Genomic DNA, 23,170 nt, shown 5'->3' with positions numbered 1-23,170 from the left:
CCCCGTTGCTTCCTTGGAGGTTGTGTTGCGTTCCCATCCCTCACCCACTGCCAGACCCAGACAGCCACACGATGACGAGCGTCTGCGTGAGCTCGGCTACACCCCGAAGCTGACCCGGCGCATGGGGCGGTTCGGCAACGCCGCGATCAGCTTCTCCGTCATCAGCATCCTGTCGGGGTGCATGACGATGTACGGCTTCGGCATGGGCGCCGGCGGCCCCGCCATCATGCTGTGGGGCTGGCTCGCCGTCGGCCTCATGGTCTGCTTCGTCGGCGCGGGCCTGGCCGAGGTCACCAGCGCCTACCCCACCAGCGGCGGCCTGTACTTCATGGCGGACCGGCTCGGCGGCAAGAAGTGGGGCTGGTACACCGGCTGGCTCAACTTATTGGGGCTGCTCGGCGGCATCGCCGGAATCGACTTCGGCGCGGCCCTGTTCACCGGGGCCTTCTTGAACCTGCAGACCGGCTTCACCCCCACCCCCGGCAAGATCATGGCCATCTACCTCGTCATCCTGGCCCTGCACGCGGTGCTGAACCTGTTCGGGGTGCAGCTGATATCCGTACTCAACGGGATCAGCGTGTGGTGGCACCTCGCGGGCGTCGCTCTCATCGTGGGCGCCCTCACCCTCGCACCCACCCACCACCGCTCCCCCCACTATGTGTTCACCGAGTTCGTAAACACCACCGGCTGGTCCTCCAACGGCTATGTGGTACTGCTCGGGCTGCTGCTCGCCCAGTACACCTTCAGCGGCTACGACGCCTCCGCGCACCTGTCGGAGGAGACCGTCGACGCCGCCCAGGCCGCCCCGCGCGGCATCATGAACGCCATCACCTGGTCCTGGGCCGCGGGCTTCGTCCTCCTGTGCGGCCTCACCTTCGCCCTCCACGACTACGCCGCCGTCCAGGGCTCGGCGCTGGGCGTACCGCCCGCGCAGATCTTCCTCGACGCCCTCGGCGTCGGCTGGGCCAAAGCACTGCTGCTGGTCGTGATCGTGGCCCAGCTGTTCTGCGGCAACGCCGAAACCGCCGCCTGCTCCCGGATGATCTTCGCGTTCTCCCGGGACAACGCCCTGCCCGGCTCCGCGCGGTGGCGCCGCGTCCACGCCCGCACCGGCACCCCCCGGGCCGCGGTGTGGCTGTCGGTCACCGTCGCCGCCGTACTGGCCCTGCCCTACCTCTACAGCCCCACCGCCTACGGCGCGGTCGTCGCGATCAACGTCATCGGTATCACTCCCGCCTATGCCATCCCCATCTACCTGCGCGTACGCAAAGGAAAGTCCTTCCACCCGGGGCCGTGGAACCTGGGCCGCTGGAGTGTGCCGGTGGGGGTCATCGCGGTGGTGTGGGTGGCGTTCGTGACCGTCGTCTTCTGCCTGCCCCAGAGCCATCCCGTCACCGTCGACACCTTCAACTACGCGCCCGTCGCGCTCATCGCCGCACTCGCCCTGGCTGCCGTGTGGTGGCGGGTCGCGGGCAAGGACTACGAGCTGCCACCCGTGGCCGCGAGTGGCGCGCTCGCCGAGATCCAGGACGAGGTGGTCTGAATGCCGGATCTCTCCCGATCCCGCGAACGAACCGAGCACCCGGGCGGCCCCACCCTCTCCCCTCCACGGGCCAGCATGGCCGTGCCGCCCCGCCCGCACGCCCATACGGCACCCCAGGAGAAGCTGAAGAAGGCGGTCAACGACGGTCGCGTCGACACGGTGCTGTGCGCATTGGTGGACCCGTACGGCCGTCTGGCCGGCAAGCGCTTCAGCGCCCGGCACTTCCTGCGGCACGTGGTGCCGCACGGAGCGGAAATGTGCGCCTACCTGCTGTCCAGCCCCATCGACATGAACCCCGCCCCCGCCGGCTCGGGGCTCGCCTCCATGGACGGCGGGTTCCCCGACTTCCGGGTACTGCCCGACCTGTCGACCCTGCGAATGACCCCGTGGCTGGGCAAGGCCGCCGTAGTCCTGGCCGACGCTGTGAACGCACTCGGGGAACCAGCCGCGCTGAACCCACGGAACATCCTGCGTCACCAGCTCGCCCGCCTGGCCGCCCACGGCCTGCACGCCCACGCCGGTCTGGAGACGGAATTCGTGCTGTACCAGGGCACGTACGCACCCGCCGCCACCGTCGGCGGGGCCGGCTTTCCTCCCCTCACACCGCCGGGCGGCGACTACGCCCTGTCCCAGCCACCCCGCCTCGCCCGCTTCCTGCACCGGCTGCAGCACACCCTGGCAGACACGGGCATGCCCGTGGAGGCCATCAAGGGCGAAGCAGCAGCCGGGCAGTTCGAGGTCACCTTCCCCTACGGCGAAGTGCTGCGGGCCTGCGACCAGCATGTGGTGTTCAAGCACGCCACCCGGACCCTGGCGCGCGCCGCCGGGTGGGAGGCGACGTTCATGGCCGCGCCGCAGACCGGCGTGGGCAGCGGCCTGCACCTGCACGTCTCCCTGACCCGCACCGGCACGCCGGTCTTCGCGCATGGTGGCGGAAGGGTGCTCTCCCAGACCGGTGAGCGGGCGATTGCCGGTCTGCTGGACGCGCTGCCCGAGCTGGCCGTGCTGTACGCGCCGAACACCAACTCCTACAAACGGTACGTGCCGGACTCCTTCGCCCCCACCCGCATGACGTGGGGCGTCGACAACCGCACCTGCGCCGTCCGCGTCGTGGGCCACGGCCCGAGCCTGCGCACCGAAATCCGCGTCCCCGGCGCGGACGCCAACCCCTACCTGGCGCTGGCCGCGGTGATCGCCGGGATCGTCCACGGCCTGGAATCCGATCTGACCCCGCCGCCACGCTGGAGGGGCAACGCCCACACCGCACACGACGAGCGTCCACTATCTGCCAGCCTTGACGAAGCGCTCCCCCTGCTGCAGCACAGCACACTCGCCGAGAAGGCCTTCGGAGAGGAGGCCGTGGACGGCCTGGTCCACCTCGCCGAAGCCGAAATAGCCCACCAGCAAGCCACGGTGACCCCCACCGAACAACTCCGCTGGTTCACACAGGCATAACCACCACCACCCGGCCCGGCCCTCCCACAGCGGCCGGGCCTCATGGACCTCACCCAAGCAAGACGAACACGGCCCGGTGACAGGGTCATCGACTGGGCTGCCTTCCCCGCCGAGCTGCACCAATACCCCTGACCGCCGAGAGAGGCCTTGACCATGCCATCCAACGACCCGCCCGTCCGCCTGCTGGTGCTGAGTGCGCACCTGCGGGACATGCGCAGCCAGTGGGGGGTGAGGCCGGAACTTGTCGCGGCGCTGGCGTGCGTGAGTACCGAGGAGCTCGCCAGCTGGGAGACCGGCCAGGCACCACCCCCGCGGGAGGGCCTGGAGCGGCTGCTGCACCTCTACCGCCAGCCCCCTCAGACCCATGATGTCCTGACCGAATGGGCCACGGCCCCCGAGGAGGGCAGCACACGGCACTACCTGGTGGATCGCTCTGCGGGCTGGCAACGCCGGCTCCAAGCCGTCCAGCGATCCGCCACCGGCGTACGGGCGTACAGCAGCTACACCGTGCCGACCCCGGTACGCAGCAGCACCTACGCCGACAACCTGGACTATCTGCACTCCCCCGCCCTGCTGGGGCTCACCGACGCACGCCGCTGGCGTCCACCGACCGTCACCGACCGCCACCGCTGGAAACAGGTCGAGGTCCTCCTGGACTCCTCCGTACTCACGAGACCCTTCGACGTCGTCGGCGGTGATCCTCATCCTCTAGCGCACCAGCTGGCGTTCCTGTGCAGGGCCGTCGAGGAACAGCTCGCAGACATCCGCATCCTTCACCCCGGCACCGGCACCCACGCTGCCTGCGGTGAGGACACCGACCTGCTGAGCCTGACCCTGTCGGCGGCCGAGCACGACTGCACCGTGTGGGTCGAGGCAGACCACACCCGCGCCATCTACCTCAACGGGCCTGAAGGCCTCCACCGTCAGCACACCTTCGACGAGCTGAGCCGTCGGGCCGCATCCGCAGCGGCCAGTACCGCGCTGCTCCGGGAGGCCGCCGCTGCGTGTCCGGTGCGGGAGAGGGCGGTCCAGTGACGAGGCGGGCGGAGACCATAACGGCTCAGCCTGCCGCCACATTGCTGGGGCCGGGCATGCTCGCAGCGGTCAATCGGGCCGCAGACATGCTGTGTGCACGCATCGCGGACGGCACCTACTCGCCTGAACGCTCCACGCCCCCGCTGGTGTATCTCACCTGCCAACTCGGTGTGCCCACCGCGATCATGGCCCAGGCGGTACGCAAGCTGAAGTGCACAGGCATCATCGCCTCCTGCAGACAGGGACGGGTCATCCTTGCCCCTGACGCACACGCCAGGATCGAGGCCGGTACGTCACCGGCGCCACGCAGTCATGCGGCTGCGCCGCGGACGGACCAGCGGGTCGCCGAGCTGGCTGCCCGCCTGCACGACGATGTCCTCACAGGCGCCTGGCCCCAGGGAGAAATCCGGACGCGCCGTGAACTGTGCACCCTGTACGACGCGCCGGAGCGGCTCGTGGCCCATGCCGTGCGGCGGCTCAAAGAGCTGCAGGTGCTGGATGTGCGCCAGCGAGTCGGCGCACAGCCCAAAAGGACGGGCGGCCGACAGGGTCAGGTGAGTCCGCCTGACCCGATCCGGGCCGTCCTCCTGGGGGCCTACCTGGCGCACGTACGCCGTCTGCGCGGCATCGCCCCAGACCGAGCCCCAGCAGGACAGGAAGCAGACTCGCGCCCCGGCGACCGCGCGACCGCACGCCCGCCGCCCGTGTGCTCAAATCACGGCTCTTCCCGCGCCCCCGCCCCCCGTTGAACCACCCCCTGCGCCCAGACAGGCCTTCACCGTGAATCCACCCCGACGTGACGCACATCCTGCCCCTGTCCCCTGCTGACAGCCCGTCCCCCCTTCGCTCGCAAGCCCGCGTTCAGCAGAAGGTCCCACAGGCCGGCGGACCCCGACGCGCCGGAGCTGGGAAGCCGGAGCGGTCAGCCTGGGCAATCACCGGTTCGAATGCCGCGTTCCCCGAGAACGGATCAAAGGGAGGAGCGCGAGGCCCGCGCCCGGGATTGCGGGCCCATCGCCGCCTCTAGAACGTTTGTTCGCCATTTCGCCCGTCCGTCACCGTGACGCATGACCTGGCACGGAGGTTTTCCGAGCACCTGTCCGCATCCGATGCCACCGGAGGAGCTCCCTTGCCGCCTACGCCTACCCTCGTCGGGGTCCATCTCGTGTTCGAGCAGTGCGGGGAGGTTCTCTGGCAACTCCGCGCCCCTTCGGCTGACTTCCCTGCCTGCGGCTGGCATTTGCCGGCCGCGCGGCGAGAGAGGGAGTCGGCCCTGGCATGTGCGGCGGGGCAGACGGCCGCCGTGGGGCTGGGGGTGAGCGTGGATCCGCAGGACCTGCGCCTGGTCCACGTCCTCGACGTCTACGGCAGCGCCACCGCGAGCGCGCGGGCCTTGCTGTTCTTCCGCGTTCTGGAGCACCGGGGCACCCCGAAGGCCGGTGACCGGCTCATCCGGCTGCAGTGGCATCCGGTTGCGGCGCTGCCCGCCCCGGTCGCGGACATCACCGCGGTGGCGCTCACGGCCATCGCCGCCAACCGTGCCGATACCTCGATGGGGTGGGCCGCGTGAGGCCACAGCATTCCTCGCGCGCCCTGGTCGGCTCGGCGTCCGCCGCGTTCATCGAGAGCGGTGACGGCCGGGTCCTGCTGGTCCACCACGCGGGCACGAGGCACTGGGTGATGCCCGGCGGAAAGGCCGAAGAGGGGCCGGCAGGCGCGGAGACTCCCCGCCAGTGCTGCGAGCGCGAAGGCCGGGAGGAGACGGGCGTGCCCGTCACCGCAGGCCGCCTGCTGGTGGTGCAGTGGCTCCCCCTCGGACGTAACGGGGCGTATGAGGTGAATCCGTTCGCCTGCCATCTGTTCGTCTTCGCCGCCACCATCCGACCCGAGGACTGTTTCCGCATCCGTGTGCCCGAGGGGGAACTGCTCGGATGGGACTGGTGGGATCCGGCTGAGGCCGTCGGCGTGATGGACGCGACGAACAGCCGCCTGCTGTCCGCCGCGGTCCAGGCGGCGGCCGGCAGGGAGGCTGCGCCGGTCTACCTCGAAGAACTCCCCCGTAACCGGCAGGCAGGAGGGGATGTCGTATGAGGTCGTTGCGCCGGGGCAAGGTGATGAAGGAAGCTGGCGTGGCAGGCCGACCGCGACGCGGTGCGTCTGGTCACCGGGGCCGAGGCCGGCCGGGACATCTGCCAGACGGTCGGGCTGGTCGCCGTCACCGGATCCTCGCGCCCCTCCTCGCTGGAGGGACGACAGCTGAGCGGCTGACCGCAGCGAGCGGGGCGATCGTGGCGGTGGCAGCACCGACCGACGTGGGGGCGTTACTGCGGGCGCTGTCGACCGCCAAGGCAGGCCGGCTGAAGCCGAAAGTGGAGTGGGGGCGACCGAGCGGTACCTGACGCACACCGCCGCAGTGGAGCTCGCGGCAGTCGAGGACGATGAGTTCCACCGTCTCCGCGACAGCGCTTCCTACGGAGCCGGCTCCGCCAGGCATCTGGTCAAGTACGTGCAGAAAATCGTCACCGGCGTCACGTCGCTGGCCGCGCGGCCTTTCCGTAGCTGAGGTCTGATGTCGCGGGTTGCCCATGTGGTTGGTGGCGGCAGGGGTGCCCGCCCCTGCCGCCGCCTTGGCGCGAGCCTGCCGGCGGTCAGTGCCGGCTGTCAGTAGCTGGTGGTGTCGGTGCCGGCCAGGCGCAGCAGGTCGAAGGCGACGAAGTGGGCGGGCCACTGTTCGGCGATCCGGGCCGCGCCGGTCCCTCGCCGTTGCAGGCGGCTCTGGAGCCGCTCGAATGCGATCCGTCCCGCTTCGTCCCACACCACCAGTTCCCCGTCCAGCGCGGTGGCGTCCGGCAGCTGTGCCGCGCCGGAACGTACCTCCGGGAAGGAGGGTGTGAGGTCCGTGCCCCGGCGAGAGCGCAGCACGGCTTTCCCAGCGTTCCAGGAGAGCAGGGCGCGCCATCCGTCCCATTTGGGCTCGGCGGCATGGCCGGGCGGGAGGGCAGGGTCCGCGGTGGGGGCCGCCAGCATGGGCTCCGGCAGCGACCAGGAGAAGGGCACCGTCGTGGTCAGCCGAGGTGCTGCCAGCACAGCTGGCTGACAGCGGCGCTCGTGACTGCCTCGGACGCACCGCACAGGGCCTTCACGTCATACGGACGGCTCTTCCGGACTGGCGGCGGGTTGAGAGCGGCCGGGGCGTGAACGGGACGGGGAGCGATCCGTGGCGGCGGGGCGTGGGTGGTGTGTGGCCGGTAGTGCCGTGTCGGGGAGGCGGGCGCGGTGTCTGGCCGGTGGCCGGTGGCCGGTACCGAGGGCGTGGGGCTGGACGGGTAGGCCGCCAGGACCTCCCTGGCAGGAGCTTGGCTCGGGGCCGGGTGCGCGAGCGGCCGGGCCATGACGACGGGCTTTGCCCGCACCGGCGTCTGCACACGCACGCAGCCGCACGTCCCGACCAGGAAGAGCAGGATCAACGGGACCATGAGGCAGCGCACGCTCCCAGCGTCCCGTACTTACCTGCCGCGCCCCGGTATCCCAGCGCGGTTCCACCGGTTTGGGTGAAGCTCGGTGCGCTACATCGGGCGCGCGCCGGTCTCTGGGGGCGCGCGGCGTGGCCGCATCAGTCGAAGCCCTCTCCGATCGCGTCGGCAGCGGTGCGTGCGGAGCCGTAACGTCCCGCCGACCGAGCCGGATCTGTGCGCTGCGTTCCCTCGTACGGATGCTTCTGCCTCCGCCAGGCAACCCCGTGCCCGGGCAGAGTCGTCCTTGGGACCATGCACATCGACGAGGCGCACATCTCGGAACCGGGCCTGGCCGTCCTCGATATTGCTGCCACCGACGAAGAAACCGTCCGGGCAGTGATGGAACAGCTCCAGCTGCAGTGGGCGACCTCCGGGGTCACTCCGACGTGGCGCGTCCCTGGCGAGTCCGGTGTCCGCGCCCGTGTCTATGCCGACGTACGACGCCGCCCCGGCGCGGACTAGGCAGTCCGGGCCCCAAGGCTGGGCGCACGAAGAGCTGGTTCACGAGAGCGGTTCCGCGTCGGGACCTGCCCATCGTTTGGTGATGTGCGGCTCGGAGTACGGGGCTGTCCACGCTTGTAGCCGGATCTCCTCGGTGTCTTCGGGCTCGTCCTCGCAGTCGGGGTCGGGGAAGGCCGCAGCGGCAAGACCGCGCCTGGAAGCCCGGATGCGGGTCCACCCGGAGGGCATGTCGAAGCGAGCTGCGGCGTCGACGTCGTCAGTGCAGCCGAGCACCACAAGTCGTCCCGAGGCCAGGTTGAGGCTTGCCTCGACGACGTGGTCGAAGTCGTCGCTGTCATCGTCGGGCTGGGCTGTGAGGAGATGGACGGCAACTGCCACGGTGAAGTTGACGTCCGTGCCGATCGCCAGACCTCCTTCAGCGACTCCGAGCCCGTCCAGCATTGTCTGCTCAGTCCACACATCGCTGAAGTCGGCGTCGGAGTCCTCGTCCAGGATGTGGATCTGGAAGCAGTCCGCGGAGAGTTCAAGGTTTGTCGCCGCGGAGGCATCATTTCTACTGGCCGGGCAGGGCAGCAGGGTGGGGTGAGGCCGTCTTCGGACGGGGGCCGCTGAGCCCCGCTGGCCCAGCTCGACGCGGAGGAAACTCGTCAACGCATCGTCGACCTCGGCATGCCGACGTTCTACAACCTGGCCGGACGCGCATCTACTGCCGATCTCAGTCGACGATCGTAAGGTCATTAACGTAGGGGGCGAAGCCCGGGCATCTCGACGGTAGGCATGATAGGGCGCACGCTGGTTCGATGGAGTGGGGGACGCTACTCAGCACCTTGGTCGGCGGAGGCATCGCAACCGCGTCTGCTGGCTTCCTAGACCATCGCAGATGGAGGCGAGAGAGCGGCGACCAGCGTGTACGGAGCCGCAAGAGCCTGTACGTGACGTACCTGACAGCACTCGCCGCGGCACGGAACGCCTGTCGCGTTGCAGTCCGTGATCCCAGTGTCGAGTTGTCCGTGCATCGTCCTGTCCTCTGGGAAGCACTCGAGGTGTGCACGGGGCTGCGCTACGAGGTATCGATCACTGCCCCGAAGTTCGTCGTGCGTCCGTCCGATGACAGCTTCGAACTCCTCCGAGATATTTGCGAGGTAGTCACAGACGGGCACGGCTTTGGTAGCGATGAATATGTCACGGCCCGTCTGCGTTACGACACGGCACATCAAGTTCTACGGGACGCCATGCGTAGAGACTTGGGGATCGACGCCGAGTAGTCGCCCCGCCGCCAGAACGGCACCTTGTCGGAACCTGCCGGGTGCACCAGCGTCGACAGCCAGGCCCGGACAGCCCCTAGTTCAGAGAAGTGACCAGCCCAAACGAGATCGCGCCGTACGAGACAGGCCGAGGCATCCACACCTCCCAGGCTGCCCCCTCGAGTAGACAACCAGCCTAAAACGGTGCAAATCTACAGGCACCTGGAGGCGGACCGGATTCGGCACTCCGAGTCAGCCGCCGTGGAGACCCAACGCGTCGAGCCCGCCGTAGACGTGTGCTTCGAGGTACTGCGGGGCGTTAAGGCCGACGGCCTCGCCCCGGTACACGGCGATGAGCGAGTCCTCGCCCCGCCACCAGGTGTCGGTCACCCCCTGCACCTCGGGCACCGGTTCGAAGCCGCCGAGACCAGTGCCTGGGCCAAGACCGTCACAAGGATCAAGGGCAAGTGTGACTGGGCGAGATAGGTGTCACCGGATTCGTGGCTGACCTGGGCTTCGGCGCCGCATTGGTCGAGCTACCTCTCACCAGATGGTCGATGTTGTTGTCACCTGCTCCGATTTTGCAGGCTAGCAGTCACCGGCTGTACGCCGATTCCGCTGGTGGGAGGGCCGTCGGCAGTACGTCTGTGACTGAGCGCCACTTGGCGGAACTGAGCTTTATGGTTGGCGGGCTCCAAGCCGGGCATCTTCCGATGTTGGGATGAGACTGGATTGATGGATCCGAGTGCAATCGCCCCAGATGATCAGCCGCCGGTTCACTACGTCAGCGACAGTGACCACGCGGTTGGTTCCGAAGAGGTCACCGTTGGCAAGGCTGGTCCTGGCGGGGCCCAAGGCATCCGCCACATCCAATCTTGCACAAGCAGGACCGTCCGAAGCACGGCATCGTCCTCGCCCTGGACGCCACGGATGCCATCGCAACAGCCCTGCCCCGGGTCGCGGAGGAGTTCAGAAGTCGACACGGAGCGTGGGCTGCAGGGCTCGGCTACGACGCAATCTGGATCGTCGGGCCTCCGTCGTTCGTGACTGCCCTAGCACCCTGAGCTGGGTCTGTTCGTTTGGCTCCGCGAGATGGCGACTGCCGCCAGTTGAAGCACGCATCCGCCAACTCGGGCGCTCAGTCACAGCGTCGCAGCGAGCGCGCGCCGCTGGTGTCAGTCTCCCCGCCCAGGTGACAGGTATCTCGACCGGTCACAGCTGTGACCGAGCGGGGTAGTTGGCGGGATCCGCCAACTACCCCGCTCAGGACTTCGCCCGTACGCGCGCTTGGTTGTGACTCAGCAGGCTAACTGTCGTGTCAGCACGGAATCTGTCGTCTGCGGTCGGCCCCGACTAGGCTCACCTCCATGTCCGCGCCAACCCCTGACCCTCGCCTGCAGTCCTTGATCAACCAGCTCCGGCCGGGGGTTGTGAGAACTGTGAAGGTCATCGGATTCGACGGAGCGGACGTCCTGGTGCAGCTCGTGGATGCCGAAGGAGAAGCGACCGAGATCGGTCGGATTCCTCTGCACGAAGCGTCGATGCGTCGGATCGAGCATCCATCCGAGCTGTTTGAGGTCGGCCAGGAGATCGATGCCGAAGAAATCGGGCGGTGGCGCGAAGGGCAGCTTCACCTCTCCGCCAGGGCGTGCGAGATCCCGGCCCTGCGGTCCTTCCTCCTGGCGCTCGAACGCGGGCGGGTCGTCACCGGGACGGTCTCCGAGGTTCACAACTTCGGGGTCTTCGTTCACGTCGACGGCGAACCCGAGGGCCTGTGCACCGGCTTCATCCGGGTGACGGACCTGACGTGGGGCTGGATCAACCACCCCTCCGAGGCAGTCGAAGCCGGCCAGCGGATCACCGCTGAGGTGATCATCGCCGAGACGCGCTCCGGACAGGTCACGCTCTCCTTGAAGGCTCTGCAAGAAGTTCCACTCATCCGGTTCGCTGATCAGGCCGGTCGAGTCCTCACCGGGCCGATTGCCAAGATCGTTCCCTTTGGTGTGTTCATGCAGCTTGCCCCAGACGTTGTCGGGTTCCTGCATCTCTCCGAGCTGACTGACGAGCCGGCCGAGACTCCGGATCAGCTTGTCGATGAGGGCCAGCTGATCACGGTGAAGGTCGCCGAGGTCGATCTCCAGCGTCACCGGGTGCGGCTGGGCGCCGCTGGCGGGGCGACTTCTTCGGAGTTGGCGACAACTTGCTTGCCGAGCGATCACCAACCGACAGATACCTCGCTGAATCCGACAGTTGTCGTGCTGACCCGCCCGGAGAACCGCACGTCGAGTAGTGCGGTTCTCGACAAGTAGCGTGCTGAGTCACATTGGTAGACGGTGAGCGGCATCTCAGTGATCTGCTGCTGCGCTGCTGGTCCGGCCGCTTGCCAGGTGGGTTATCTGCCGAGTGCGACCGGGCCGAGGTCGGGCGGCAGGTGCCGTACGGCCAGTGCCACGGCCTCGTGCGGTGTGGCGCACAGGCCGAGGTCTGAAGTGATGAAGCCCCTTCCCACTCCGTACGTGCCGTCGCTGCCCGCGGTCAGGCAGGGTCCGCTCACTGTCAAGCTCGGGCGGGTGGTGGTGGAGAAGCGCAGCGCCCAGTGACTCGTGAACGGGTAGAGGGCGCGCAGCGCCGGCTCGGCGTACGCCGCCTCGATCAGGGCCTGGTACGACCCCTGCCAGACGTACTCCAGGTCGGCCGCCCCCTGGCGCATGCCCTGCCACTCGGATTCCGTCAGACGCACGGGATCGTTGTCGGGCACCTCGAACCGGCCGGTCAGGTGTACGAAGGGGGCCGCCCGGCGGATGTCCTCCAGGGCCGCCCCGTCGTGCCATGCCCGCGCGGCCCCGGCGACCTCCGCCAGGTCCTTCGTCTCGCCGTCGACGAGGGGCAGGGCCCTGGAACGGCTCCTCGCCCCGGATCGACCACTGCCGTTCGTGCTCCCATGCGCTGATCCGCAGCGGCTCGCGGTGCGGCAGGGTGCTTGCGACGGTCGCGTGGAGCAGCGGAGCGGTGTCCGAGGACGTGACGGGGACGGCGGCGAGGCGGCCTTCCGCCTCGACCCGGAGCGCGGTGGCGAGGCTGCCGCAGGTCGCGGCATCGGGGTACAGAACGGCGGGATCGGGAGGGGTAGCACGGGGCTTGAGTACGCCTGGCCTGCCCATTCCGGGAGCAGGCAGACCGGCTCCTCACTGATCGCGGACTGCCGTCTGGTCACCCTGGAGCCAGCCTTTGCCCTCTTCCTCACCCCGCGGCAAACGAGCAAGCCGCCAGCAGCCAAATGTGACTGAGCACGCTACATGGCACGGATGGACAACTTCGATGCTCAGGTTTTGGTCGCCGTCACCGTGATGGGCAGCGCCGCAGGCCAGGCCCCTGTTGCCCCGACGCGAGGAAACCATCACCATCGACGGGGTGATGCGCGGCATCGGGCGGATCATGACCGACTGCCGCCGCCCCGCCTTCACCCGCCGCTGGCCCGAACGTGTCCAGGTGCTGGGCAGGCTCCGGTCCGGCGGCCGTCCCGTGCCCTGGCAGGTCGACGGGTCCGTGGAACGCCGCGTGGCAGCGTCACCTCGCCCTCATCGACCACTACCTGACCGAAGGCGGGGCCATAGGCGATCTACTCGCTGGGACACGCCGCTTTGGCGGCGAAGACCTCGGACAATGGATCACCCGGCCGCCAGGTCGGATGCCGCCTCATGCGGCGCGGCGATATGCCGGGTGTGCACCCCGGTGCAGTCGGCGACCAACTGGGCCGGGGCGTCAAGGGCTCGTGCCACCGGCTCGTCGCTCCGCTTCCCCGAGGGCAGGTAGACGCCCATGCCCAGGACACCCACCGTGCGGGGCGGCACGTGGGTGTCGGCAGGTGTCGCTTCACGCATGAGCGTTCTTCCTCGATTATCGGCGCCGGTCGTCCCGCCAGGCGACGCTCGCGGTGCGGTGTTCAGGCTGCGGCTGGCGCCTCCCGGCACAGATTGCGGGGCGTTGCGGGGAGGGCAGGGGCGTGGCGGTGACTGTGGCTTGGGCGGGGGCCGAGGGTGTGCGGTGAACTTTCCGAAGGCGTGGGTTGGTGGGTGGCGTCGCGGCGGTCATGACTTCCTCCGTGCTCGTTCGCGGATCCGGCCGAAGGCGGCGCCTAGAGCGGCGGCCGGCACCGCACCGCTGCGTCCCGGGATCCGTTGACGGCGGCCGGGAGTGATGGGGTCACCCAGGTTGGTGCGGGTCTGGACGGTGAGCTGGCGGGTCGAGAGGTCGGTGAGGGATGCCTGCAGTTGGGCGGGGGTCTGGGTGAGGGTGCTCAGCAGGTGCAGGGCGCTCTGGGCGGCTTGTTCTTCGGTGAGGGTGTCCAGCAGCAGGTCCCGCATGATGTCTTTGAGTGTTCTGCGTAGCGCGGTGGACAGTTTCAGTTTGGGGTAGAGGAAGCGCACGGATCCTTCGATGTTGGCGACGGATTTTCCCATGACGGAGACGAGCGGTGTGATCTGGATGCCGCGGTGGGATGAGTAGCGCAGCAGTGTCATGAGGGCGACGCCGAAGTTGAGTTCTTCGAGGGTGGCGTCGGTCCAGTGGGGGACGATGCGGGTGAGGTCGCCGATGAAGGCTGAGACGTTGCTCCATGGTGTGGCGGTGCCCAGGGTGACCCAGTGTCTGGCCATGCTGGCGCCGTCGTTGTGGGCCATTGCCATGAAGGTGCCCAGGATGGCGGCGCTGGTGGTGCGGTCGAGGCGTCCGACCATGCCCCAGTCGATGAGGTGTGCTTTGCCGTCGGGGCTGATGATGATGTTTCCCGGGTGCGGGTCGGCGTGGAATTTTCTTTCCAGGAAGTAGCAGCGGAACATGAACTGGATGAGTTGGTAGGACATTTCCTTCCGCTGCTTCTTGCTGAAGTCATCGTCCTTCACGCGGTTGATGGGCACACCGTCCGCGAAGGTCTGTACCAGAACGCGGGGGGTGGCGGTGATGACCTTGGGCACGCGGACTCGTTTGAAGTGCTTGGCGGCTTTCCTGGCGTCCTTCATGTTGCGGGCCTCGCGTGTGAAGTCCAGTTCGGCTTCCATGACGGTGAACAGGACTTCCAGCATGGCCTTGACGTCCACGACTTCGTTGAAGTGCGGGGCCGCCTTCGCTATCAGCCGGGCAAGGTTGTTCAGAACGGCCATGTCGCCCAGGACCGCCGTGGAGGCGTTGGGGCGCTGCACCTTGATGACGCAGGGGGTGCCATCGGTGGTGATGGCCTTGTATGCCTGGGCCAAAGAGGCGGCGCCCAGCGGCTGTTCGGTGTTGATCTCCCTGAACTGTGCTCGCCAGTCGGCGCCCAGGTCTTCCTCCAGGACCGTTGCGAACCGGGCGAACGGTTCGACGTTGGCCTGGTCGTTGAGGTTCTCCAGTTCGTCCCGGATGTATTTCGGCACGAAGTCCGGGCGGGTGGCCAGGATCTGTCCGACTTTCACATACAGCGGGCCCAGTGTTTCCAGTGTCCGGCGGAATGTCTGTGCCCTGTGCAGCTTGCGGTCCTCAGATTCAGGGATGGCGGGCCGGCCGCGCCGGGTGCTCAGGGTGCGGCCGGCCTCGTCGGCGAAGGACCGGGACAGGATGCGGACGGTGCGGCGGGTACGTCCCTGGGGCATGCATGCTCCTCGTCCGTCGCACTGCGCGGAAGGGCGGGCAGGCTAAGCGGCCGGTTTGCCCTTGCGGTCCTCGGCCACGACGGTGGTGAGGGTGGAGACCTGCTGGGTGAGCTGTCCGATCTGGCCGGCGAGCGCGTTGATCTGACGCTGGTTCTTCTTCGCCCGCTTCTTGTTCTTCGACTTCTTCTTCTTGGTGCCCAGGCCCTTGCGGATGCCCCGGCGGATGTCCTTGTCCATGCGTTCACTGTTGCGGACCAGCCGGGTGAGGGCGTTCTTCCTCGCCATAGCAAGATCCTCCTTTTCGTTGGGTTCGGTGATATTTCGTTCTGCTGGCGGGGCGCCTGGAGGGAATCAGTCGGCGCGGGAACCTTCCGCCCAGGCGCGTTCATTGCCTCCATGGGGCGCACGGATGACTCCTGATCGGTCCGGCGCAGGGCGGCAAAGTGTTTTGGGCTGTTGACATCCGCCCGCCCTCCCCCTTTCACGGCAACAGCCCGAATTAGTACGCAACGCAAAAACAACCAGAAAATCTGGGAAGAACCTTCGATGGGCTGCGGCTTGCATATTTCTCAGGCACCTGCAAACGGGGTCCGGCATCCTCTGCCGGCCCTCTGACGTTAACGCCCTGTTCCGGCTGCCTGTCAAGAGGATTCGCTCCCGCGCTCGGGGTGCGTGAATGGAACGGCCGGATATATGCGGCCTGTTGGAGGGCGGAGCGGGGCGGAGGGCGAGAACGCGCGGCGACTCGTTTCTCTGTTCCCCCAGAAGTTCGGAGTGCGGCGGTGCCGAATATTGCTGCCGTGAAAGTGCGATAGTGCCGGCCGCCTCTGAGGCGGCCGGGGAATATGGAGAAGGAGGGGCATGTCATGCGGAAGTGAGGCGCCGGGTGATGGTTTCTGACTTCACCGCATGGCGCACGCGGTCGCACGCAGCGTTTCCGGCGCGAGCGGGCTCGTTTCTTCTGACACCCGTACGCCCCGTGCACTCTTCGGTGCTCCGTTCCGGCAGAGGATTTCTGGAGTAACGTTTCTCGCCCGGGGTAGTCCCCTTGTCGGCATCCGCTGCCCACCGGATACAGAGGGGGCATATGCGTGCTGCGGAGAAACTCCGTGCCGGAATGCAACTCATTCCGGGGAGTATCCGGGAGTAGTTTTGTCAGCGGGCGGTGACCGGCTACGGGAGGCCCCTTTTCACCGGTCCTGTACAGACGTTGAAAGGCGGACGTGGTGTCCGTCGCGGGCTGCGACGGCATGACCGCGCCGGCCGCGCGGACGGCAGCCGTTTCTCCTGCCTTGTGCCGCAATGAGGCGCGGATGCGGGTGCCCCGGATTCGAGCGAGGGCTGGCAGTCTCCCCTGCCCACGGGGCAGCCCGCGCACCAAGGCGCCGTGAGGCGGCGCATCGACCAAGGGCCAACTCAGGAACGACGAAGGAGAGGACTGCTGATGACAGTCGAGGGGCGTGAGACGGTGGATGAGCCGATCGCGGTGGTGGGCACAGGATGCCGCTACCCCGGCGGGGCCAACTCGCTGGAGGCACTGGGCCGGCTACTGGAGGAGGGCCGTGAAGCGGTGCGCGAGGTGCCCGCCGAGCGGTGGACGCAGGAGCAACTGGCGGTGCTGCCCGGACCGGTGGCCCAGCGGATGCGCTACGGCGGCTTCCTCGATGGTGACATCTACGCCTACGAGCCCGAGTTCTTCGGGGTCAACCAGCAGGAGGCGGCGTGGGTGGACCCGCAGCACCGGCTGCTGTGGGAGGTGTCGTGGGAGGCACTGGAGCACGCGGGCATCCCTCCACTGTCCCTGAAGGGCTCACGGACCGGCCTGTTCTTCGGGATCTACACCCACGACTACGAAGTGCGCAGCCGGCGCCCCCTGGAGCTGGGAGACGAGCCCTACGTCCTGTACACCGGGGCAGCCAGCGTGGGCCCGGGACGCCTCGCCTACCTGCTGGACATACGCGGCCCGCACATCACCCTGGACGCGCTGTGCGCCTCCAGCCTGACCGCTGTGCACCTGGCCTGCCAGAGTCTGCGGGCCGGGGAGGCCGACCTGGCACTGGCGGGCGGGGTGACCTTGAATCTGGTGCCGGAGACCGCTGCTGTCCTCGCGAGCTGGTCGGCATTTTCCCCCACCGGCCGCTCCCGGGCGTTCGACGCCGACGCTGACGGCTATGTACGCAGTGAAGGCTGCGGCGTGGTGGCGCTGAAGCGGCATGAGGACGCCCTACGCGACGGCGACCGGATCCTAGCCGTGCTGCGGGGCTCCGCGATCAACCACAACGGGCACGGCACCCGGTTCAGCGCGCCGTCCGCGCCGCCCCAGACGGCCCTGGCCCGTGAGGCATTGCGCCGCGCCGGCGTAGAGCCGGGCGATATCGGCATGATCGAGGCACACGGGACCGGCACGGCGGTCGGCGACCCCATCGAGTTCGCCGCACTCGCCTCTGTCTACGGGCAGGGCCAGGCCCGGTGCGCACTCGGTTCGGTCAAAACGAACATCGGTCACGCTGAGCCCGCTGCTGGCGTGGCCGGACTGCTCAAAGCGATCCTCGCGGTGCGCTCGGGCACCATTCCGGCGTCGCTGCACTTCACGCGGTGGAACCCGCAGATCGACGCGGACTCCACCCGCCTGTTCGTGCCGACGCAGCCGGTGCCCTGGCCGGTACCGGGCCCGGCCCGGCTGGCCGCAGTCTCCTCATTCGGGATGAACGGCGGCAACGCCCACGTGATCGTCGAACAGGCCCCAGTACCCGTTGCTCAGAGCGCGGACGGTGCGGTGGGACAGCGGGACAGTTCCGGTGTGCCGCAGATATTCCCCCTCTCCGGCGGGACGGCGGCGGCCGTCCGGGCCTGCGCCGCCCGCCTGGCCCACTGGGTGGAACAGCACGGCCAGGACACCCCGCTTGAGAACATCGCCTACACGCTCACCGTCCGCCGTTCACACCTGCGTCATCGTGCCGCGGTGGTGGCCGGCAGCACCAAGGAGCTCGCGGACAAGCTGTGCTCCCTGGCCCAGAACGAGACGGTGGACGGCGTGGTCGAGGCGACGGCGCTCCAAGATACCGGTCCTGGACCGGTGTGGATGTTCTCCGGGCATGGCTCGCAGTGGGCGGGCATGGGCCAGAACCTGCTGGACGTCGATGCGGCGTTCACCCGGGTGATCGACGACCTGGAGCCGCTGGTGGCCGCCGAGTCCGGGTTCTCCCTGCGAGAGACGCTGGGCTCGCCCGCGGAGGTGACCGGCTTCGACCGGGTGCAGCCCACCTTGTTCGCCATGCAGTTGGGCATCGCCGCGATGTGGCGGGCCCACGGCATCAGCCCGGCCGCCGTGGTCGGCCACTCCATGGGCGAGGTGGCCGCGGCTGTGACGGCGGGCGCCCTGGACCTGGCGGACGGGGCCCGGGTGATCTGCCGCCGCTCCCGCCTGGCCCTGCGCACAGGAGACACAGGCCGGATGGCCTCTGTCGCCCTGCCCCGCGAGCAGGTCGAGCACGACCTCGCCGAGCAAGGCGCGGACAGCGTCGACGTCGCCGTGATCGCATCCCCCGCCTCCACGGTGGTGGGCGGCAACGCGAAGCAGGTGGCGGACATGGTCGCCTACTGGCAGCAGCACGACGTATTCGCCCGCTTGGTGAACGTGGACGTCGCCTCGCACACCCGGCACATGGACAGCATCCTGGACGACCTGCGCGAAGCCCTGCAGGAGGTGGTGGCCCAGCCGCCCGTGGTGCCGTTCTACACCACCGTGCGCGAAAACCCGCGCGCCGATGTTGTGCTGGATGCCGCCTACTGGACGGCCAACCAGCGTGAACCGGTGCAGTTCGCCCCAGCCGTGCGGGCGCTGGCCGCAGACGGCTACCGGATCTTCCTGGAGATCTCCCCCCACCCGCTGCTCGGGCACGCCCTGCGCGAAACCCTCACCGATGCCGGGACCAACGACACGGCCGTCATCGCCTCCCTGCGTCGTGACAGCGCCGGCCCGGCCGCTTTCGCTGCCCGGCTCGCCGAACTGCACTGCGCCGGCCACCCCGTTGCATGGGAGCGCCGGTACCCGCACGGGGAGCTGGCCGATGTGCCGCCGACCTCCTGGGAGCGCGAGCACCACGAGATCGCGCGCCTCACCCCGCCCAGGGTGCACCCTCTGACCGGCCCGTACCTGGCCGACCCCGGGCAGGACGGCACCCATTACTGGCAGAACGTCCTGGACACCACAGACCTGCCGTGGCTGGAGGATCACCGTGTGGACGGCACCGCCGTCCTGCCCGGCGCCGCCATGTGTGAGATGGCCCTGGCCGCCGCCACCGACCTGTTCGCGGCCCAGCCGTCCGCCGTGTGCGTGCAGGACCTCGAACTGCGCAACGTCCTGCCACTGACCGAACCCGTCACGGTGACCGCGCACGCCACCACCACCTCAGCCGACAGCGCCCTATGGGAGCTGAGTGTGCCCGGCGCCGACGCCATGGGCAGGACCGTGCACGCCACCGCCCGCCTGTCCCACCATCGCGCCGCCACCCCGGCGCCCGCCGACATGGACAGGCTGCGCGCCGAGCACACACACAAGGAGTCCGCCGACGAGCTGTACGCACACGTACGCGAACACTTCGGTCTGGATTACGGCCCGGCGTTCGCCGGCCTGGTGTCGCTGCGGGTGAACCACCCTCAGGAAGAGGAAGAGGAAGAGGTGAGCGTGCTCGCCGAACTGGTCCTGCCCGACACGGCCCGCCCACCCGTGCGCGACCTGCACTGGCACCCATCATCCATGGACATCTGCCTCCAGGCAGTCCTGATGGCATGGCTCGCCACCCGTGCCCCCGCCGACGGCGTGGTGCTGATCACCCGCATCGGTGAGGTGCGCCTGTTCGGGGACATCACCCGGGGCCGCTACTGCCACATCCGCCTGGAACGCGGGGCCACAGACGACGGTGCCACGGCCACCCTCCGCCTCCTGGACTCGGACGGCAACGTCCTGGCCACAGCGCAGGGCGCGGAACTCGTGCGGCTCCCGGCCCGCTCCCCGCAGGAGGATTTCGACCACCGCCTGCTCCAGACCCGCTGGGAACAAACACCCCTGCCCGAGCCGGCGCCGGCCGCTGGTGGCAGGTGGCTTGTGGTGGACGCGGGCGGCACACAAACCGCCCGGGAGGTCGCCGGCGTGCTGGAATCCCATGGCGCCACCACCACCCTGGCCACCCTGCCCACGCCCGCCGGAACCGCGCACCAGCACGAGCAGGACACCGCCGGTACAGGCCCGGCCCGCACCCGCTTGCGGGACTGCCTACGGTTTACTCAGGCGCCGCTGGAGGGCATCGCCGTCCTGTTCGACTCCGACGACGCCGCGGACGAGGAGGCACCCGGCCGCGCCCGCCATCACGCCGAACGGCTCCTGCTGGACATCGTCCAGCCCCTCATCGCCGAGAGCGGTGACAGCCCGCCGCGCCTGTGGGCCATCACCTCAACCGCCCACCAGGTCCTGCCCGACGACATCCCCCGGCTCGGCCAGTCGGGGCTGCGCGCCCTGCTGCGCGCCCTCAGCTACGAACACCCCGAGCTGCGCCCCACCGTCCTGGACACCGACCCCGCCACCAGCGCCGACGACATCACCCGGGAGCTGCTGGCCTGCCCCGACGCTCAGGACGACATCGCCCACCGCGGCGGGCACCGCTACACCGCCCGCCTGTGCACCCGCCCGCTGACCGACACCGACCAGCAGCGCAGGCGCATCGACTGGGCGGCCGACCGCGTCCTGCTCGACCAGCAGCACGTGGGTGACCTCGGCTCCCTGCGGCTGACCGCGGGCCACCGCCCGCCGCCCGGCCCGGACGAAGTCGAAATCCACGTCCACGCCACCAGCCTCAACTACAACAACGTCCTGATGGCCCTGGGCCTCTACCAGCAGATGCGCATGCCGGGAGATCCGGCGGTGCTCGTGGTGGCGGACTCTGCGGGGGTCATCACCGCCGTCGGGGAGCAGGTCACCGGCCGGCGCGTCGGCGACCGCGTGGCCACGATCGCCATCGACACACCGATGGCGTCGTTCGTGCGGGTCCGCGCCGACTGGACACTGCCCGTCCCCCCCGCCCTGTCCCTGGAGCAGGCCGCCGGCCTGCCGACTGCCTACCTCACCGCCTGGTACGCCCTGCACCACCAGGCGCGGGTGCGGCCCGGGGAGAGCGTCCTGATCCACAGCGCCTCCGGCGGCACCGGGCTGGCAGCCCTGAACGTGGCCCGCGCCCTGGGCGCCGAGGTATGGGCGACCGCCGGCAGCGAGGCCAAGCGCGCCTACCTGCACGAGCTGGGCGTGGAGCACGTGATGGATTCACGCAGCCTGGACTTCGCCGAGCAGATCCCCCACCTCACCCACGGCCGGGGCGTGGACGTCGTCCTCAACAGTCTGACCGGGCCGGCCCAGAGCGCGAGCCTGGACCTCCTCGCCCGGCACGGCCGGTTCCTGGAAATCGGCAAACGCGACATCTACGGCGGCACCCGGCTGAGCCTGCTGCCCTTCCGCCGCCACATCACCTTCGCCAGCATCGACATGCCCTTGCTGCTGCGCAATGACCCCGTTCTCATCGCCGGCCTGTACGCGGAGCTGGCGGCCGCGTTCGCGGACGGCACCCTGCCACCGCTGCCCGTCACCTGCCACCCCGTCGAGGAAGCAGTGGCAGCCTTCCGCACCATGGCCGCAGCCCGCCACACCGGCAAACTCATCCTCACCTGGCCCCACCACGGCACCGCCACCCTTCCCGTCCGCCCCCACGACGCCACCGTGGTACGCCGCGACGCCAGTTACCTGATCACCGGCGGCCTGGGCGGCCTGGGATTGCTCTGTGCCCGCTGGCTCGCCGAAAGCGGCGCCCCGCACCTCGTGCTGACCGGCCGCTCCCGGCCCGGCGCCGAAGCCACCCGCCTCATCGAGGAACTGCGCGCCCAGGGCACCCGCGTCGATGTGGAGTGCGCCGACCTCGCCGAGGCGGCCGCCGCCGAACACCTCGTGGAATGCGCCCAGGCAGCAGGCTTCCCCCTGCGCGGTGTGCTGCACTGCGCCGCCGTCATCGAGGACGCCACCACCCCCAACATCACCCCCGAACTCCTCACCCGCGTCTGGCGTCCCAAAGCTGAGGGCACCTGGCGCCTGCACCGCGCCACCGCCGGCCTCGACCTGGACTGGTGGGCCGCCTTCTCCTCCATCGCCGCCGTGCTGGGCAGCCCCGGACAAGGCGCGTACGCCAGCGCCAACGGCTGGATGGATGAGTTCTGCAGCTGGCGACGGGCACAGAACCTGCCCGCCACCGCCATCAACTGGGGCGCCTGGGCCCAGCACGGCCGCGGAGCGCACCTCGAACAGCTCGGCCACACCATGATCGGCCCCGAGGAAGGCATCGCCGCCCTGGAGACGATTCTGCGCCACGACCGGGCCCGCACCGGCTACAGCCCCCTCAACCCTGCCCAGTGGCTCGCCGCCTACCCCGACACCGCCGACCTGGCCTACTTCACCGACCTGGCCCCCGCCGAACACGGTGCCGGGCCGGGCAGTGGTGGCGACGACGCACTGGCCGTCCTGCGCGCCGCCCCCGACGAGCAGCGCCGCCCCCTCCTGGAAGGCATCATCATCCAGCACATCACCACCACCCTGGGCCTGGAAGAGGGGCGCTGCCACGCCGAAACCTCTCTGACCATGCTCGGCCTGGACTCCCTGCGCGCCACGGAAGTACGCAACCGGCTCCAACGCGACCTGCACTGCCCCTTCCCCCACACCGCGCTGTGGACCAACCCCACCGCCGCCGCCCTGGCCCGCTACCTCCTCGGCCAGCTCACCGGCCACCACCTCCTCACACCTACCCCCGCCCCATGACCCGCAGGGGGCCCGGAACGGGCCCCCTCCCCAAGCCCCCCGCGTCCCAACCATCGGCCCCGGCCCGACGAACGCCGGCCCGCACATCCGGCTACGCCGGCACGGCCCTGCGCATCCCGCCCAGCACCGTCCGGCCCGGCCGCCCCCGCCAACGACCTCCCGCACCCATGACTTTGACGGCACACGCAGCTCCCGAACCCACAACACCCGTCACCGGCCGGTGTGCCGCGCCCCGCCTTCCCGGGGGCCGCGGCACACCCCCGCCCCCGCCCCCCCCAAAAAAGGCCTGACATGCGCGACCTCCCGTGGACCCGGACGAGCCCCCTGCCTGCCACCGTGCCCCGGCAGATGCATGCCTCGCTCCGCACCTGCACCGCCCGCGACGACCCGCCCAGCACGGCCGGGCGCACCCACGTGGCGGCCGTGCCCGAGGCAAA

At 69.2% G+C, this 23,170-nt stretch carries 17 protein-coding genes; 10 read left to right on the top strand and 7 right to left on the bottom strand.

Annotated features, from left to right (window positions below):
- Positions 1 to 25: 25 nt before the first annotated feature.
- From ACZ5ID_RS33280 to ACZ5ID_RS33250, 7 genes are all read left to right on the top strand, one after another.
- Entirely contained in the window at positions 26 to 1,543 is a 1,518-nt protein-coding gene (locus tag ACZ5ID_RS33280; RefSeq protein ID WP_468905555.1) for an amino acid permease, read from the top strand.
- 75 nt (positions 1,544 to 1,618) lie between these two features.
- Positions 1,619 to 2,998, top strand: a complete 1,380-nt coding sequence (locus tag ACZ5ID_RS33275) for a glutamine synthetase family protein (RefSeq protein ID WP_468905516.1) — start codon at positions 1,619 to 1,621, stop codon at positions 2,996 to 2,998.
- A gap of 153 nt (positions 2,999 to 3,151) precedes the next feature.
- Positions 3,152 to 4,033, top strand: a complete 882-nt coding sequence (locus tag ACZ5ID_RS33270; RefSeq protein ID WP_468905513.1) for a Scr1 family TA system antitoxin-like transcriptional regulator — start codon at positions 3,152 to 3,154, stop codon at positions 4,031 to 4,033.
- Positions 4,034 to 4,089: 56 nt separating this feature from the next.
- A complete protein-coding gene (locus ACZ5ID_RS33265) occupies positions 4,090 to 4,782 on the top strand; it encodes a hypothetical protein (RefSeq protein ID WP_468905511.1) in 693 nt (230 codons plus the stop codon).
- 566 nt (positions 4,783 to 5,348) lie between these two features.
- Positions 5,349 to 5,603 (top strand): NUDIX hydrolase, encoded by a 255-nt coding sequence (locus tag ACZ5ID_RS33260; protein ID WP_468905509.1) that lies wholly within the window; start codon positions 5,349 to 5,351, stop codon positions 5,601 to 5,603.
- The gene (locus ACZ5ID_RS33255) at positions 5,600 to 6,124 is read left to right on the top strand and encodes an NUDIX domain-containing protein (RefSeq protein ID WP_468905507.1); all 525 of its coding nucleotides are present in this window, start codon (positions 5,600 to 5,602) and stop codon (positions 6,122 to 6,124) included. Before ACZ5ID_RS33260 ends, ACZ5ID_RS33255 begins: the two co-directional genes overlap by 4 nt.
- 283 nt (positions 6,125 to 6,407) lie before the next feature.
- On the top strand, positions 6,408 to 6,596 hold the full coding sequence (locus tag ACZ5ID_RS33250) for a hypothetical protein (RefSeq protein WP_468905505.1): 189 nt from the start codon (positions 6,408 to 6,410) through the stop codon (positions 6,594 to 6,596).
- A 98-nt stretch (positions 6,597 to 6,694) separates the two neighbouring features.
- Here the strand turns inward: ACZ5ID_RS33250 and ACZ5ID_RS33245 are convergent, their stop codons facing one another.
- Complete coding sequence (locus tag ACZ5ID_RS33245; protein WP_468905503.1) at positions 6,695 to 7,120, bottom strand: ATP-dependent DNA ligase; 426 nt, start codon at positions 7,118 to 7,120, stop codon at positions 6,695 to 6,697.
- Positions 7,121 to 7,800: 680 nt separating this feature from the next.
- Here ACZ5ID_RS33245 and ACZ5ID_RS33240 point away from each other — a divergent pair.
- Positions 7,801 to 8,010 carry a DUF6207 family protein gene (locus ACZ5ID_RS33240; protein ID WP_468905500.1) on the top strand — a complete coding sequence of 70 codons (210 nt, stop codon included), beginning with the start codon at positions 7,801 to 7,803 and terminating at the stop codon, positions 8,008 to 8,010.
- A gap of 39 nt (positions 8,011 to 8,049) precedes the next feature.
- Here the strand turns inward: ACZ5ID_RS33240 and ACZ5ID_RS33235 are convergent, their stop codons facing one another.
- Positions 8,050 to 8,661: a hypothetical protein gene (locus ACZ5ID_RS33235; protein ID WP_468905497.1), complete on the bottom strand. Its 612-nt coding sequence runs from the start codon at positions 8,659 to 8,661 to the stop codon at positions 8,050 to 8,052.
- 845 nt (positions 8,662 to 9,506) lie between these two features.
- A complete protein-coding gene (locus ACZ5ID_RS33230) occupies positions 9,507 to 9,644 on the bottom strand; it encodes a hypothetical protein (protein ID WP_468905495.1) in 138 nt (45 codons plus the stop codon).
- Positions 9,645 to 10,657: 1,013 nt separating this feature from the next.
- On the opposite strand from ACZ5ID_RS33230, the gene ACZ5ID_RS33225 reads away from it, so the two are divergent.
- Positions 10,658 to 11,563 (top strand): S1 RNA-binding domain-containing protein, encoded by a 906-nt coding sequence (locus ACZ5ID_RS33225; protein WP_468905493.1) that lies wholly within the window; start codon positions 10,658 to 10,660, stop codon positions 11,561 to 11,563.
- An 83-nt stretch (positions 11,564 to 11,646) separates the two neighbouring features.
- On the opposite strand, the gene ACZ5ID_RS33220 is transcribed toward ACZ5ID_RS33225, so the two are convergent.
- The 4 genes from ACZ5ID_RS33220 to ACZ5ID_RS33205 form a co-directional block, all read right to left on the bottom strand.
- Positions 11,647 to 11,994 carry a DUF6193 family natural product biosynthesis protein gene (locus ACZ5ID_RS33220; RefSeq protein WP_468905490.1) on the bottom strand — a complete coding sequence of 116 codons (348 nt, stop codon included), beginning with the start codon at positions 11,992 to 11,994 and terminating at the stop codon, positions 11,647 to 11,649.
- A gap of 928 nt (positions 11,995 to 12,922) precedes the next feature.
- Positions 12,923 to 13,135 carry a hypothetical protein gene (locus ACZ5ID_RS33215; RefSeq protein ID WP_468905488.1) on the bottom strand — a complete coding sequence of 71 codons (213 nt, stop codon included), beginning with the start codon at positions 13,133 to 13,135 and terminating at the stop codon, positions 12,923 to 12,925.
- A gap of 207 nt (positions 13,136 to 13,342) precedes the next feature.
- On the bottom strand, positions 13,343 to 14,881 hold the full coding sequence (locus ACZ5ID_RS33210) for an ABC1 kinase family protein (RefSeq protein WP_468905486.1): 1,539 nt from the start codon (positions 14,879 to 14,881) through the stop codon (positions 13,343 to 13,345).
- A gap of 42 nt (positions 14,882 to 14,923) precedes the next feature.
- Entirely contained in the window at positions 14,924 to 15,166 is a 243-nt protein-coding gene (locus tag ACZ5ID_RS33205) for a hypothetical protein (protein ID WP_468905484.1), read from the bottom strand.
- A gap of 1,159 nt (positions 15,167 to 16,325) precedes the next feature.
- Between ACZ5ID_RS33205 and ACZ5ID_RS33200 the strand changes: the two genes are divergently transcribed.
- Positions 16,326 to 22,733 (top strand): SDR family NAD(P)-dependent oxidoreductase, encoded by a 6,408-nt coding sequence (locus ACZ5ID_RS33200; protein WP_468905482.1) that lies wholly within the window; start codon positions 16,326 to 16,328, stop codon positions 22,731 to 22,733.
- Positions 22,734 to 23,170 lie beyond the last annotated feature (437 nt).

The organism is Streptomyces sp. NPDC031670 (genome assembly GCF_055580545.1).
This window is presented reverse-complemented; position numbering and strand designations above follow the sequence as displayed.

Bases quoted from the DNA above. Each gene is read 5' to 3' on its own strand.
- ACZ5ID_RS33205 (WP_468905484.1), bottom strand. From the start codon at position 15,166: ATGGCGAGGAAGAACGCCCTCACCCGGCTGGTCCGCAACAGTGAACGC.
- ACZ5ID_RS33270 (WP_468905513.1), top strand. From the start codon at position 3,152: ATGCCATCCAACGACCCGCCCGTCCGCCTGCTGGTGCTGAGTGCGCAC.
- ACZ5ID_RS33215 (WP_468905488.1), bottom strand. From the start codon at position 13,135: ATGCGTGAAGCGACACCTGCCGACACCCACGTGCCGCCCCGCACGGTG.
- ACZ5ID_RS33200 (WP_468905482.1), top strand. From the start codon at position 16,326: ATGACAGTCGAGGGGCGTGAGACGGTGGATGAGCCGATCGCGGTGGTG.
- ACZ5ID_RS33210 (WP_468905486.1), bottom strand. From the start codon at position 14,881: ATGCCCCAGGGACGTACCCGCCGCACCGTCCGCATCCTGTCCCGGTCC.
- ACZ5ID_RS33240 (WP_468905500.1), top strand. From the start codon at position 7,801: ATGCACATCGACGAGGCGCACATCTCGGAACCGGGCCTGGCCGTCCTC.
- ACZ5ID_RS33275 (WP_468905516.1), top strand. From the start codon at position 1,619: ATGGCCGTGCCGCCCCGCCCGCACGCCCATACGGCACCCCAGGAGAAG.
- ACZ5ID_RS33265 (WP_468905511.1), top strand. From the start codon at position 4,090: ATGCTCGCAGCGGTCAATCGGGCCGCAGACATGCTGTGTGCACGCATC.